Annotated in this window: 11 protein-coding genes; 6 read left to right on the top strand and 5 right to left on the bottom strand. The window is 39.6% G+C overall.

The window, feature by feature from the left end:
• Positions 1-4: 4 nt before the first annotated feature.
• Positions 5-3,187: a S8 family serine peptidase gene (locus tag ACWITO_RS02655; RefSeq protein WP_448528461.1), complete on the bottom strand. Its 3,183-nt coding sequence runs from the start codon at positions 3,185-3,187 to the stop codon at positions 5-7.
• A 338-nt stretch (positions 3,188-3,525) separates the two neighbouring features.
• On the opposite strand from ACWITO_RS02655, the gene ACWITO_RS02650 reads away from it, so the two are divergent.
• The 5 genes from ACWITO_RS02650 (at position 3,526) to ACWITO_RS02630 (ending at position 10,449) form a co-directional block, all read left to right on the top strand.
• Positions 3,526-4,503: a PorP/SprF family type IX secretion system membrane protein gene (locus tag ACWITO_RS02650; protein ID WP_448528460.1), complete on the top strand. Its 978-nt coding sequence runs from the start codon at positions 3,526-3,528 to the stop codon at positions 4,501-4,503.
• 93 nt (positions 4,504-4,596) lie between these two features.
• Positions 4,597-7,233, top strand: a complete 2,637-nt coding sequence (ccsA, locus tag ACWITO_RS02645) for a cytochrome c biogenesis protein CcsA (RefSeq protein WP_448528459.1) — start codon at positions 4,597-4,599, stop codon at positions 7,231-7,233.
• A 138-nt stretch (positions 7,234-7,371) separates the two neighbouring features.
• Positions 7,372-8,607, top strand: coding sequence for a choice-of-anchor Q domain-containing protein (locus ACWITO_RS02640; RefSeq protein ID WP_448528458.1), 1,236 nt, complete (start codon positions 7,372-7,374; stop codon positions 8,605-8,607).
• Positions 8,608-8,743: 136 nt separating this feature from the next.
• Complete coding sequence (locus ACWITO_RS02635; protein WP_448528457.1) at positions 8,744-9,640, top strand: prolyl oligopeptidase family serine peptidase; 897 nt, start codon at positions 8,744-8,746, stop codon at positions 9,638-9,640.
• A gap of 92 nt (positions 9,641-9,732) precedes the next feature.
• Positions 9,733-10,449, top strand: a complete 717-nt coding sequence (locus ACWITO_RS02630) for a spheroidene monooxygenase (RefSeq protein ID WP_448528456.1) — start codon at positions 9,733-9,735, stop codon at positions 10,447-10,449.
• Here the strand turns inward: ACWITO_RS02630 and ACWITO_RS02625 are convergent.
• The 3 genes from ACWITO_RS02625 to ACWITO_RS02615 all read right to left on the bottom strand — a co-directional run bounded on the left by ACWITO_RS02625 (position 10,433) and on the right by ACWITO_RS02615 (position 13,328).
• Positions 10,433-11,674: an ABC transporter permease gene (locus ACWITO_RS02625; protein WP_448528455.1), complete on the bottom strand. Its 1,242-nt coding sequence runs from the start codon at positions 11,672-11,674 to the stop codon at positions 10,433-10,435. The genes ACWITO_RS02630 and ACWITO_RS02625 overlap by 17 nt on opposite strands.
• A 38-nt stretch (positions 11,675-11,712) precedes the next feature.
• Positions 11,713-12,921 (bottom strand): signal peptidase I, encoded by a 1,209-nt coding sequence (gene lepB / locus ACWITO_RS02620; protein WP_448528454.1) that lies wholly within the window; start codon positions 12,919-12,921, stop codon positions 11,713-11,715.
• Between the two features lie 137 nt (positions 12,922-13,058).
• Entirely contained in the window at positions 13,059-13,328 is a 270-nt protein-coding gene (locus ACWITO_RS02615) for a heavy-metal-associated domain-containing protein (RefSeq protein ID WP_448528453.1), read from the bottom strand.
• Between the two features lie 93 nt (positions 13,329-13,421).
• On the opposite strand from ACWITO_RS02615, the gene ACWITO_RS02610 reads away from it, so the two are divergent.
• Positions 13,422-13,928: a D-glycero-alpha-D-manno-heptose-1,7-bisphosphate 7-phosphatase gene (locus tag ACWITO_RS02610; RefSeq protein ID WP_448528452.1), complete on the top strand. Its 507-nt coding sequence runs from the start codon at positions 13,422-13,424 to the stop codon at positions 13,926-13,928.
• A 4-nt stretch (positions 13,929-13,932) separates the two neighbouring features.
• Here ACWITO_RS02610 and ACWITO_RS02605 read toward each other — a convergent pair whose 3' ends face one another.
• On the bottom strand, positions 13,933-14,289 hold the full coding sequence (locus ACWITO_RS02605) for a DUF2237 family protein (RefSeq protein WP_448528513.1): 357 nt from the start codon (positions 14,287-14,289) through the stop codon (positions 13,933-13,935).
• Between the last annotated feature and the right edge of the window lie 61 nt (positions 14,290-14,350).

Raw genomic sequence — 14,350 nt, 5'->3', positions numbered from 1 at the left:
TGCCTCATCTTTCTATTCGCAACTTAAATACTTTACTTGTACCAAGAGGCAAATTGATTTTCAAGTAATACAATCCATTTGCAACTTCCTCGCGGATACGAATCTGATTTTCGCCTTTTTGCAATATATTGCCAAAGGCATTCATCAACTCCCAAGAATAGGTATCTACTCCTTTTACAAACACCTCTTCTCTTGCGGGATTGGGATAAATCTGCCAATCAGTTACCCTACTATCCAAAGCAAGTACAACACTGATAACTTTGGCAGTAGTATCCTGACAGCCCTGTAAATTGGTGCTTTTCAACCCAACCTGATAACTCCCTTCTTGGGCGTAAGTATGCACTACGGGATTCCCTGTGGCTGTATTTCCATCGCCAAAATTCCATTCCGAACTGCTCACATTACCACTATAATCCTCAAAAAGCCAAGTAGTACCCGCATAAGGAGTAGCAACAATCACGGCATTATGAGCAGGAGCTACTGTAATATTAACAACTTTCACAGGGCTTGGATAGTATCTATCCCGTCCTACAATATAAATAGTGCGATTGGAAGTAATATTGGTAAGAGTCAAAGCCGCTCCTGTATAAATAGGAGTGGTTAGCGGAAAACTATCGTAAAAATCAAAAGTAGTACCGTTATTAGGAGCAAGTAGCAAGTTATCGCCATTGCAAACAATAAAACTGCTTGCTATATCAGGCAAAGGTGTAGTATTTACCTCTAAAAACGTATTGAGAGCCTCGTCTGCATTGGCTTGCAGTTCTGTCAAATTATCGCCTGTTACATAAGCAAAAGCAATCTTACGCATAGCTTGGGGAGCTAAATTCGTAATTGTTCCGCCTACGGCAATAGAAACATCAGTACCCACGCCTGTTGTACCTGCTTGGGTGCGTAAAAGTCCATTGGAAATAGCTGTAAATTTTTCAGTTTTTGTAAAACCATTATACAAATTCATAGAGCCACCACTACCATTATTGTTGAAGGCATAATAATTGGGTGTTTCTTGTGTCAGCAATCTAATTCCCGCATACATTCCATTAAGGTAATGATAAACATATCCCATTTTGCGAGTATTGTCCCAATCGGCTCGGTTTCGGGTATATTCTTGCAAATCAAAATCTGTAAAAACACTTGCATACAAGTTCTGAATAGTTCGGGTAGAGTCGTTGGTAATATCGTACTCTACAATGATGAATTTATCTTTGGGAGCATTCTGGTAAGCATAGGCTTTCTTCTGAATGAGCAATTTGGGACGGCTAATGATTTCATCTTTGAAATTAGCAACAATTTCTTGATAGTTAGCGGTTTTGGTATGATTGAAAGTTCCTGCGGTATCAAATTCAGTTATCAGTGGGTCTCCTGAAATATATTGAGGAATAGAATTGGCAAGGCTATCCATATGCGTAGCCACTATAAAGCCCCCTGCGGTAGCAATGGTATTGTATTGCGAAGCGGTATATCCTACACTTTTTCGGTAGGGATAAACATATTCAGCGATTTTACCTCTTCTGCCCACGTGAAGTGTGAGTTTATTGATATCTAAATGCAAATAATCAGGATTGATAATAACTTTCAGATATTCGTAAGTAGTAAAACTTCCGTCCTGAAAATCAAAACGTAACACTATTTCAGTATTGTAAGGAGTAGTAGGCGAAATTTGCAAAATAAATGGAACGGATTGATTGTTTTTAATTTCGCTTGTATTCATTGCTCCCAAACTGAAACTGCTACTGCTCACACTCACAAGTGGCGAAAGCGAAACTACATTCACTTGCAAGTTAGAAGTAGGCGAAAGGAGATTTTTGAAATTTACCACTAATTGAGCATTACTACCTGCAAAAGGGAAAGCATTATTTACAAATTCATAATTTTCTATACGCAAAGCTTTCACATTCGTTTCACTCAGGGCTCGGAGCATATTCAGGCGACCTTTACCGATAAGTCCTGCTACCGAAGGGTTGAGAGCATCAATATTATCGGAAGTAGCCACTACCCTTGCCATAGCTTGGATAGCATCTAAACTCGGATATTGAGTACGTAGCAAGGCAATAGCGGCGGCAACTTGTGGAGCGGCAAAGGAAGTACCACTCATATTGTAGCTCACCGCAGGAATATAAGAGTTATCGTTGTTGAAAATACCGCTATATGCACAGCAATTGTAGTAAGTGGTATGTGTAAATTCGCTTGGAGCAGTAATATCTACTTCGTAATTATAGTTACTTCCTCCCCAACGCAAATCATTTGCCGTAGAGCCTGTTACTGATACTACATTTTTGTAAGAGGCAGGCCAGAAGCGTCCTGTATCGCCATTATTGCCTGCGGCGGCAACCATTGCTACATCTTGGTTGATAACGGCATAATTCACAATATCTTCCCAAAATTCATCAGGTTCGCCCTGATAGCCAAAAGACATATTGATAACCTTCACGTTTCTATCTGCCAAATACACTACCGACTCCGCAAAACGAAGCACCGAAAGAGCATCATTTACTGCCTTCACAGGCAAATAGCGGCAATTGTAGCCAACACCCGCAACGCCTACGCCGTTGTTCGGAGTAGCCGAAGCAATACCCGCCACTGCCCCACCGTGATAGCTAAAAGGGTGAGGCAGGTTTAGGTTAAAATCGTTATTGCCCAAATCAATGTAGTCGGGGTGTAAGTTGCCTACCAAATCCTCGTGGGTGGTACGAAACCCCCAATCAATTACGCCAATAATAGATGCAGGATTTCCTGTTTGAATATCCCAAGCATCATAGGCTTTGATAATATTCAAATAATATTGATGAAAGTCAGCAGGCACAGAGCTGGGAGTATTAGCACCAGGGTCGTTGGGGATAAGTAAGGGTTCTGCCAAACGCAAGGGTTCTGCATATTCCACAGCTTTGTGAGAGCGTAAAACTTGTAAAGCATTTTCTACGCTTACGCCATTTTTCAGATACAAATAATAAATTCGGCTCAAATCTACTTTGGGCAAGCCGCAACGCCCCAATTCACCTTGCTTGGGAGCTTGGTGATTAGGAAAAACTCGTTCCGCAGGACGCACCGAAAGTGAAAGCAAAAAGTCAGGTTCAAGATAAAAGCCTTCTTTCACTTTGAAAACCACTTGCGAGGGCGTATAACGCAATTGTGCAAAGGCAAAAGTGCCTAAAAAGAGCCATAAAAATAGAAAAGTGATGTGTTTTTTCATAGAAATCAGTTTTTGTAACTATAAAAGAGCAAAAATTCAGCAATCAAAAACCTGTATCTTATTTCCTGTTTCCTGTCTCCGATACATCAATCAGAGTCAAACTTTGATTTTTTGTAATTATTTACGTTCAAAAGTTAAAGAGTTTGAGGTTAAAGTTTAACTCCATCAAAATATCTAATTTTCCAAATCCTGTTTCCTGCTTCCACACTATAACCTAAACATTTTTCGTTAGATACCTCTCAATGCGAAAAGGTAAATAAAAAAGCCAAAAAATCCAATTTTGGTTTGAAAATTGTTGCTAATTTTGCCTTGTTGTATGCTAAACAAACATCTTTCCAATGCGATTGTTTGCCCAAAAGCTTTTTATACTCCTCTGCTGTTGTTTTTCTTTGGAAAGCCTTTCGCAAGATATTTTTCCAAATCAGTATGGCTCGGGACGTTTATTTGTAAATCCTGCTTTTACAGGCACAAGTGTTTCGGGAAGGGCAGATTTTTTGTATGCGGTACATTATCCGAGCCTTACAGGCGGGTTGGTAACTAATTTCATTGGCTACGACCATAGTTTTGATGATGAACGCAATGCTTTGGGTGTTTTTATCAAAACTGACCGCATTGGTATTGCTTCGGGGGGAAATTTTAGAAATTTACAAGCTAATCTTGCTTACGCATACCTTTTGCCCGCAGGAGAATATTGGCGAGTCCGAATGGCACTAAGTTTGGGATATGGAAATAAAAATCTGAACACCTTTAATTTAATTTACGGCGACCAGCTCACACAAACAGGTGTGAGTGGGAATGCTACCCAAGAACCTCTGCTACCTTCTCAAAGCATTGACTTTCTTGATGTTTCAACAGGAATACTTGCTTACAACGATTATGCTTGGATAGGTTTTTCAGTTTTTCATCTCAATCAGCCACAAAGAGACTTTTTAGGGAGCGAGTTTCGTGTTCCTTTGCGTATTTCGGGGCATTTAGGTATTAAAATTCCTCTCAACGAAAGCGAAAATTATCATCTTTCACCTGCTATGTTTTACAATTTTCAAAATAGCTTACATTTGCTTGATATGGGACTTTTTTTTGAAACAACTCATTTTCAGGCAGGCGTTTTGGGCAGAAACATTCCTCTGCAAACTCAAAATATTACACTCAACTTTCAGACAGCTTTCAAAATGGAAGGGTTTAGAGTTGCTTACACCTATGGTTTGCCACTTTCGCTGAAAGGCATAGGCGGCTTGCACGAAATAGGGCTTTCTTTCGCTATATCCAAAGAACCTGCCGAAAGAAAATGGTCTTATAGGCAGATTTCCATTTTTTGATGAAATTTCATAAATTTTCAAAAAATAAAAACTCATTCCTTCAAGAAATCGTTTATTCGTTAGACTTTAACATTGCAATCAAAATTAAATCTTATGCGAGAACCTAACTTATGGATTGGTAACCTTGGACATCTTTTGGTGCTAATCTCTTTTGCCAGTGCTATTCTTGCAACTATTGGCTATATTTTGGCTCAAAATAAAAATTATGATGAAAGCAAACAAAAGTCTTGGGCTACTTTTGCCCGAAGAGCCTTTTGGGTACATAGTATAGCGATTACAGGAGTAGTCGTTACGCTCTTTGCGATAGTCTATAACCAGATGTATGAATATTTCTATGCCTACGACCACTCTTCCAATAGCTTGCCTGTTCAATATATGATTGCCTGCTTCTGGGAAGGACAAGAAGGTAGCTTTCTGATTTGGATTTTCTGGAATGTACTCATTGCTTTCATCTTGCTTCCCCGACTAAAATCTTGGGAAAGCAGTGTGATGTGGCAATTCAGCCTTTTGCAAGTGCTTCTGACCTCAATGATTTTGGGTGTTGTATTCGCCGATACATTCAAAATAGGTAGTTCGCCTTTTGTACTCACACGCGAGGTTTTGGATTTGCCTGTCTATAATCCCGCTTTTCGCGAAACCTACAATCCAAATTTTATCCCTGCCGATGGCGGCGGACTTTCGCCACTTTTGCAAAATTACTGGATGGTCATTCACCCACCAACTATTTTTTTAGGCTTTGCCATTACTTTTGTGCCTTTTGCCCTCGCTTTGGCGGGTTTACAAAGAAATCAACTCAAAGAATGGATAAAACCTGCTTTGCCTTGGACGCTCATCAGCGTTGCCATTTTAGGTTTGGGTATAATGATGGGTGCTTATTGGGCTTATGAAACACTCAATTTTGGTGGTTATTGGAACTGGGACCCCGTAGAAAACGCTGTTTATGTACCTTGGCTCACGCTTGTAGCCGCCCTACACACAATGCTTACTGCCAAAAATAGTAGCAGTTCGCTGAAAAGTTCTATTATTCTGCTTGCCGTAACCTTCTTTTTAGTGCTTTATTCTACCTTTCTCACACGTAGCGGGGTGCTTGGCGATGCCTCTGTACATTCATTTACCGATTTAGGTTTAAGTGGGCAACTTATATTTCTGATGGCTGTTTTTGTGGTGCTTCCTGCTTGGATAATGGTAAAAAATTGGAAAAAAATACCTGCTGATACCAAAGAAATTACCACTTACACACCCGAATTTTGGACATTCACGAGTGCAATGCTTTTGAGCCTTGCGGCATTTATTGTAATATTTTTTACTTCTCGTCCTGTTTGGGGGCAAGCCCCGCCTACCAATCCAATGGATTTGTATGGTATTTCACAAGGTTTTTTAGCTCTTATCATTACTATTGCTTCTGCTTGGGGGCAATATTATTGGTGGCGTAGAGGCACAAAAGAAAAAAAATTTTATCAAACCTTGTCTTTTCCACTTCTGCTATCGCTGATAGTTTCTGCTATTTTTATTTTGCTTTCAGAACCCAACGAAGTTTGGCAAAAAGAACTTCAAAATTTTAGTCAAGATTGGAAAAAAGCAGGAATTGTTTATATCAAATACGCTCTGAGTTTTCTTATCATTTTTGCTTCTTGGTTTTCTATGATAGCCAATTCAATCCTGATGCTTGATGTTTTTCGTAAAAGACCTTCACTTTCAGGCGGGGCAGTGGCTCATATCGGGTTTGCTGTAATGATTTTAGGCATAATGTACTCGGCGGGCTATTCTAAAATTATTTCCGACAACAATTCGGGTTTAGTATTTAGTAAAGATGCCCCCGAAGAGTTCAATAAGAAAAATGTTTTACTTTGGCTAGAAGAACCAACAGAAATGAGAAACTATCAGCTTACCTACAAAGGAATGTATGTGGAGGCTGAAAATTATCCGGGCTATATCAATCAGAAATACGTGAGAAGTTTGATAGATAAACCCGAAAAACTCGTGGTAGTCAGAGATATTTTTTACAACGGAAAATTGTATTTCAAAAAAGGAGATACCATTCGCACACGCCCCGAAAATATCTATTACCGAGTAGAATATCGCCACAAAGAAAGTGGGCAAGTGTTCAATCTTTTTCCAAGAGTGCAGATGAATGGCATCAGGCAAGGAGAAATGGTAGCCTCGCCCGATATTTACAAAATGCTTTCCAAAGACCTCTACACACACGTAAGTAGCATTTACCCCGACCCCAGTAAAGGCAGAGAGTACACCGAAACCGAAGAGATGCGAGTGCGTGTCAAAGATACTTTCCTGCTCAACGATTTTGTGGCTGTTTTGGAAAATGTTGAGCCAATCCGTGAAATTGACGCTCAAAAACTCACCCAAGATGAACTTGCTGTGAAAGCTACTATTAAAATTTTGGGTAAAAATGGGCAAATTCACACTGCTGAGCCTATTTTGGTTGTCAATCAGGCTACAAGCCAAATGGCAAATGTAGCGGACATTCTGCCTGAAATTGGAGCCAGAATTACCTTCCGAAACATTGATACCCAAAAAGGAGAAATGATTTTCTCGGCTGATGTAGGTGAAAAAGACTATATCATTATGAAAGCTATTGAACAGCCACAAATCAATTTGCTTTGGGGAGGTTCGCTCATTATTGTTCTTGGCTTGATAATTGCTCTGACTAGTAAGTTCAAAACCCGAACAAAAACACCTCAAAACACCGAACCCCTTGAAATGACGGCTTAACTTGAAATTCAGATGATAGAAATTTTTTTTTGCAAAAAGCAAAATGCAGTTGGTAAATACTTGTTTTTTGTCTTAGTGTTGAGCCTTTTTTTTGCTTGCAAAACCCGTAATGAAATTTTCACCAATAGTCCCCAACCTTTGTTATTTTCAGACGATGCTATCGTTTTTGATACCATTGTAGCAGGTGTGCCTGTGGCAAGCAAAAGGCTCAAAGTCTATAATCCTAATGCCCAAGCGGTGCAAATCAAGAGAATTTTTTTAGGCGGAGGCAATAATGACGACTATGAAATTATCGTAAATGCTCAGAAAAGCGAAATTTTTGAAAATATCAATATTTTGGGCAAAGATAGCCTGCTCGTAATTGTTTCTGCACGCATACAAAATCGTAACCAAGACGAAATTTATCAGGCTTACGACTCTTTGATGTTTGAGCTGAACAATCAAACCCAAAATGTGAAACTACTCACTTGGGCTGAAAATGTAAATGTAATTTCAGGCACTTTGCCTTGCCATACCACTTGGACAAAGCAACGCCCCTACCTTTTGAAAGGCAACGTAGAAGTACCTTTGGGTTGCACGCTTACCATACAACCTGCTACCAAAATTTATGCCTTCAATAATGCCAAAATAGAAATCAAAGGCACTTTGAAGGTACAAGGCACAGCAGATAGCAATGTAGTTTTTCGTTATTTTCGCAAAGAAGCAGGCTTTGAAAATCTTTTAGGAGCTTGGCAGGGCTTGCGTTTGCGAAAAAGTAGTACCAACAATCAAATTCGTTTTGCAAAAATTACCAACACAAGAGTAGCCGTTTTTGTAGATAGCTCGGAGGTACTTTTGGAAGGCTCTACTTTACAAAGTGCTTCGGAAGCAACTTTGGCAGGTGTGAGTTCTAAAATTTTTATGCGAAATTGTTTGCTCAATAATGCGATTTTACGTCTTTTTCAGGCAAGTAACGGTGGCGAATATGAATTGGTGCATTGTACACTTGCCAACTATGAATTTTTCTTCAACCGACAAGACGAAGCAGGGAGTTTGTTTTTCAATGAAACAGGGGCAGGTGAAATGCAAATCCGTTTGTTCAATAATATTTTTTGGGGCAATTTACGAGATGAAGTGCTTTTTGCAGGCGAAAATATCAATCTTTCTGCCGCCAACAATATTTTTAGAACACAAACCTTCCGAGAGGTACTCAATGTAAATAATAATTTGCTCAACGTTCCTGCCGATTCGCTTTTTCGCAGTCCTCGCCGATTTGACTACCGCTTGCCCTCTACTTCGCCTGCCATAGGCAAAGGGATTGCTACTTCTATAACCACTGATATTTTGGGCAAAACTCGTAAAAATCCGCCTGATATAGGAGCTTTTGAAAGATAAACCAAGAGTAATTAGTAGTAGAAGCAGGAAACAGGATTTAGAACAAAGGATATTTAGACGGAGTAAAACTTTTACCTCAAACGCTTGAACATTTAAACTTTTTGAACGTAAATAATTACGAAACTTTTTGAACTTTATGCAAAAATGGATTTGGTTTTCTTTGCTTGTTTGGGCTTGTGGCGAAAAATCTACCCAAAAGCCTCAAAATGCCCCAAAAGTACAAATCAATGAGGTAAAAACTTCTCATCACGATACCACCACCAAGAAGCATAAGCCTATTTGCGATAGTTTGCAGAGCTTTCAAACGCTCAAAATTGCAGGTAGGCTCGTAGATGTAGCTTTACCTAACCCCAAAATACCTATCAAGGGCAATCTGCTGATTTTGCAAGGTTTTGCCTTTCCCAAAGATGATTGGTGCAAAAAAAGTTCGCTTTGCCAAAAAGCCCTTGCCGAAGGATACATTCTCATTATGCCCGAAATGGGTAAAAGCAACTATATGAGCAAATTATACCCCGAAACACGTAGCGACTGGCGAAAAGAACCTCAAAAACATTGGCTTACTGATAGCGTGTTTCAGTTTTTACAAGAAAAATACTGCCTCTTGTTGCCCACGCAGAAAAACTTTATTGTAGGGCTTTCCACAGGGGGGCGAGGCGTAGCCGTTGTAGCTTTGGAAAAACCCGAACTTTTTACAGCCGCCGCCGCCCTTTCTGGTGATTACGACCAAAGCAAAATTCCCCAAGATAGAGTGCATATCGGATATATGGGGGCGTTTCAGCAGTTTCCCAAACGCTGGAAAGAAGAAGAAAATATCGTCTTTCAAATTCAGAAATGGAAAACTCCTATCTATCTCGGGCACGGCAAACAAGATAAAGTTTGTCCTTACACGCAAACACAAGTTTTTTATGAGGCTTTACGCAAAAACCACCCTACCCTTAAAGTAAAACTCAACCTACCTGCCCAATACGCCCACGACTACAAATATTGGGATTATGAAGTAGATAACATTCTTGCCTTTTTCAGGGAGTTCTGATACCTGATATTTCAACTTTTTTCAACCTGCGAAAGCAAAACACCTAACAAAAGCCCTTGCAAGGTAGTTTATTCATAAATCTTTTTCAACTTATGGATAAACCAGTCGTTACGCTTACATTTTTTCAATACAAGGGCTTAAAAAATCTTTGGTGGGCATTTGTGCAAATGGGAAGGCTACCCAAAGTCCTTCAAGAAATGAAAAATTTATCTTTTGTAAAAATGCTTGGCAGTGGTGGTAGAGGTGGTTTTAGCATCTTTCCGAATTTCAGTTTGTACGGATTGCTATGCGTATGGAAAAATAATGAAGCCTGTGAGCAGTTTTTTGAGCTTTCAGATATTTTTTTCAAGTTCAAAGAAAAGGCTCAAAAGCACCAAACTTTGTTTTTGGAAACGCTTAACGCCCACGGCAAATGGGACGGCACAGAACCCTTTTTACCCCAAAAAGCAAAACACTATCATCAAGGAAAAATAGCCGTTATTACCAGAGCAACTATCAAATGGAATAAAATTTGGCATTTTTGGCGTATGGTTCGCCCTGCAAGCAAAAATATACAAGCCCGCCAAGGACTTATTTTTTCGGTAGGAATCGGCGAATTGCCGCTTATTCAGCAAGCTACTTTTAGCATTTGGGAAAATTTGGAGGCAATGAACCATTATGCCTACAAAAGCCCCGAGCATAAAAAAGTGATTCAACTTACTAAAAAAATCGGTTGGTACAGCGAAGAGCTATTTGCACGTTTTGCGATAGAAAAAATAGAAGGTGAAGGTATTATTCCTCTCCCCAAGAATACTACACAAAACGAATAGCCTTTACAGGCGGAATTTTCACCACAAAACGTATCGGAAGCCACATCACAAAGCTGATGAGTAAAAAAGTGCCTGCATTTGCCAAAAGCCAAGTAAGCCAATCCCATTGTACAGGCACGTAACTTACCAAATAGTTCTGCGTATCTAGCGGAATAAACTTTCCGTAATATTCAAGCAAATACAGCAAATATGCTACAAGGTTTCCCCACAGAAAACCTCTTGCTACAATATGCCAAGCGTGTAGCAAAAAAATTCGCTCTATTTGTTTGTTTTCAGCTCCCAAAGCCTTCAAAATACCTATCATATTGGTTCGCTCCATCATCATTATCAGCAGTACCGATATGATATTGAAAGCTGTAACCGCCAAAATAATGACCAAAATAATGACAACGTTGTTATCCAAAAGTTCCAGCCACTCAAAAGTATCAAAATGCTTGGCAGTAACGGGTTGCTGACTTAAATCGTATGGTAATAGATTTTCCAGCTCTCGCGAGTTTTCAACGAGTTTATCAAAATCCTTTAAGAAAATTTCATAACCACTCACTAGGCTATCGCCCCAGTTATTCACTTTTTGAATGGTTTTCAGGTCTGTTATCAAAAATTTTTCATCAAAAATTCCTACACCTGTTTCGTAAATCCCTACTACGGCAAGTTTTCGGAAGCGAGGTGGCTCTTGTACAAAAATTACAATGAGCGAATCGCCCAATTTCAGATTGAGCTTTCGGGCAATGGTTCGGCTAATCAGGGTTTCTTTGCTTTCGGCATCTTTTTTGAAATTGAGCCAACGCCCTTCTTGCAAGTTTTCTGTAAAATCTTCTTTTCGGTAGTCTTCACCTACCCCCTTCAAAACAACCCCTTGCACATTTTCTTTCACCTTTATCACACCCGGTTTTTGGGCATATACTTGCAAATGTTCTATAAAAGGAATTTTTTTCCTTTGCTGATAAATATCTGTCTGAATAGGTACGGCAGGCTCTTCCAAAGACTGGTTGTTGCTGGTTTTTACGATACGTATATGCCCTGTAAAGCTGAATATTTTGCTTTTGATAGCATTTTTGAAACCTAATAACACCGCAAAAGAAAGCAAAATCACCACTATCGTAATAGCTACACTCACCACTGCCATTTTACTGACAAGTGCCGAAAAGCCCAAACCTACACTTTTTTGTGTTTTAGGATTGGCTATTCTTTGGGCAATCAGACGATAAGGTGAATGAAAGTTCAAGGCTTTACAATTTGGTGCATAAAGTCAGTACCCAAATTTTAGCGAATACCATTGAGAAGCCTTCCCCAACGAATTTTCTTGTACCATTTGGCACGGCTTTCCCAAGACATCCATATAAAAAGGGCTTTCCCTACGATATGGTCAGCGGGAACAAATCCCCAATAACGCGAGTCTAGAGAATTATGACGATTGTCGCCCATCATAAAGTAATAATCCTGCTTGAAAGTATAGGTTTTGACAGGCTTTTTATCAATCAGTAGCTCGTTGTTGTTGGTGATTTCAATTTCCCCTTTGTCATAGCCTTCAAATTCTTGTATAGTAAAGCCATAAAGAGCAAGGGTATTTTCATTGATAGGAATAGTTGCCCCTTTTTTAGGCACCCAAAGTGGTCCGAAATTATCTCTGTTCCAGTTAAATTTGGCACTATGCGGAAATACAGGATATACATTTTCCCCAAAAATAGTTTCGCCTTTGCCTTTATCATTCAGAATGGTCTGCCCTGCTTCTTCTTTTTTGCCTGCTGGCATAACTATTTTTTCTACTTTTTTCACTTGTGGAAATTTTTGGATTGCTCTGGCAGTTTCTTCGCTCAAAAAACCAACATAGCGATTTTGTGCAGGCAGGTATTCAATATCAGGATTTTCTACCTCTTCGCCTACAAAAAGCCCCAAATCCTCTAAATCCTCTTGTGGAATTTCGTCTTTTACCTCAATGCTATACGAAAACTGCGTTTTTTCGTGGTTGGGGAAAGGTTTGCCATTCACATATACATCAGCATTACGAATTTCAATGGTATCGCCTGCAATCGCAATGCAACGCTTGATATAATTGGTGCGTAAATCTACGGGGTGGCGAGGCTGTTTCTCCTCAAAACCGGGATAGTTGAAAACCACAACATCTCCATTTTTTACTTCTGAAAAATGAGGCAAACGATACTGGGGCAGTTGTATCCAGTCCAGATAAGAGGGGATATTGGTGAAAAATATTTTCTGATGCGTAAGCGGTACTTGCAAAGGAGTTTTAGGGGTTCGGGCACCATAGTGCAGTTTGCTTACAAAAAGGAAATCGCCTGTGAGTAGCGAACCTTCCATAGAAGGGGTGGGAATGGTATAAGCTTCAAGCAACAACCAACGCAAAAATGTAGCCACTACCACAGCAAAAACAATAGCGTCTATCCATTCGCGAAGTTTGGACTTTTTGGGCTTATTAGGGTCTTTTTTTCGGAAAAAAGAAGGTATAAAACGCATTTCTTTCAGATTTGAGTACAACTATTGCAATTAACGCTTGCAAAAATAAAGTATTTTTCCAAATACACGAAAAAAAAATAAAAACCTTACAAGTTTAGCCTTGCAAGGTCTGAAAAATAAGAAAAGCTATCTTTATGCTAATCCTCTTTGTTCATTCTGCCTACTGCACAACTCACAAAAGATTTGGCTTTGAGCCAGAGATTATTGTTACCTTTTTCGGGATAGCCAAGTTCTGCGAGTTTTTCTACAAGTTGTGTTTGCAAATTTTCTGCTCCCCAAACACTCACGGTTTCAGTTTCTTTGCTAACTTCAACTTTTTCAACACCCGCAATAGCCGCAATAGCTTTTTTGATGCTACTCATACAGCCACCGCACTTGATATTTTCAACTTGAATATGATATTCCATAGCAATACTTTTTTTAGATTTACAACTAAAACAAATATTTTTTAGAAAAAATTCAATTTTCTGCTAATTTGCAAGACAGATTTGAATTGCAGTATGAAAAAAGCCGTTTTCTTGGATAGAGATGGGGTTCTGAATGTTGAGCGTGGCGAATATACCTACAAGATTGAAGATTTCATTTTAGAGTACAAAGTTTGCGAGGCATTACGGAAACTCAAAGAGGCGGGCTTTTTGCTGATTGTTATTACCAATCAGGGGGGAATAGCCAAAGGGCTTTACACCGCCCAAGAAGTTTGGCAGTGCCACCATTTTTTGCAAGAAAAATGCGGAAACTTAATAGATGACCTTTATTATTCCCCTTATCACCCCGATTTTACAAATTCTTTGAGCCGAAAACCCGAGAGCTTACTCTTTGAACGAGCCATAGCCCGCTACAGCATAGAACCTTCTGCCTCTTATATGATAGGCGATAGCGACCGCGATATGATACCTGCCCAGAAATTAGGCATAAAAACCATAAAAATAGGCACTCAAAGTGCCTTACCTGTAAATTTTTGTGCCGAAAGCTTATGGAAAGCAGTAGAATGGCTCTTGAAAAAGTAAGACTTCAAGCCTTTTCTCTCACCGCAAACTGCAAAAGTATATCCATTGGAATTATTTCAAGGCATTTTTCATTGGTTGCCTCTAAATCTATCAGTGGGGCTTTCCCTGCCCGATAGGCTTCCAGCCAACGAGAAGCACACAGACACCATTTATCACCCGGCTTCAATCCTTCAAACTGATACCAAGGTGCAGGCGTAATGAGGTCGTTGCCTTGTTCTAATGAAAATATCAAAAAATCTTCGGTAACCACCGCACATACCGTATGCGAACCTACATCGGTTTCGTCAGTATTGCAACAGCCATCGCGAAAGTAGCCTGTCAGTGGCTTTTCGCTACAAACGTGAGTTGCAAGATTAAAAATTTGATTATCAAGTTTTTATTTTTAATAACTTAAACCACCCCTTGTTCCCCTCCTTGAAAAG

The sequence above is a fragment of the Raineya sp. genome, assembly GCF_053497555.1.
This window is presented reverse-complemented; position numbering and strand designations above follow the sequence as displayed.

What these genes read in the sequence shown, in the direction of transcription:
- ACWITO_RS02630 (WP_448528456.1), top strand. Translation starts at nt 9,733, where the DNA reads ATGGATAAACCAGTCGTTACGCTTACATTTTTTCAATACAAGGGCTTA.
- ACWITO_RS02610 (WP_448528452.1), top strand. Translation starts at nt 13,422, where the DNA reads ATGAAAAAAGCCGTTTTCTTGGATAGAGATGGGGTTCTGAATGTTGAG.
- ACWITO_RS02650 (WP_448528460.1), top strand. Translation starts at nt 3,526, where the DNA reads ATGCGATTGTTTGCCCAAAAGCTTTTTATACTCCTCTGCTGTTGTTTT.
- ACWITO_RS02635 (WP_448528457.1), top strand. Translation starts at nt 8,744, where the DNA reads ATGCAAAAATGGATTTGGTTTTCTTTGCTTGTTTGGGCTTGTGGCGAA.
- ACWITO_RS02615 (WP_448528453.1), bottom strand. Translation starts at nt 13,328, where the DNA reads ATGGAATATCATATTCAAGTTGAAAATATCAAGTGCGGTGGCTGTATG.
- ACWITO_RS02655 (WP_448528461.1), bottom strand. Translation starts at nt 3,187, where the DNA reads ATGAAAAAACACATCACTTTTCTATTTTTATGGCTCTTTTTAGGCACT.
- lepB (WP_448528454.1), bottom strand. Translation starts at nt 12,921, where the DNA reads ATGCGTTTTATACCTTCTTTTTTCCGAAAAAAAGACCCTAATAAGCCC.
- ccsA (WP_448528459.1), top strand. Translation starts at nt 4,597, where the DNA reads ATGCGAGAACCTAACTTATGGATTGGTAACCTTGGACATCTTTTGGTG.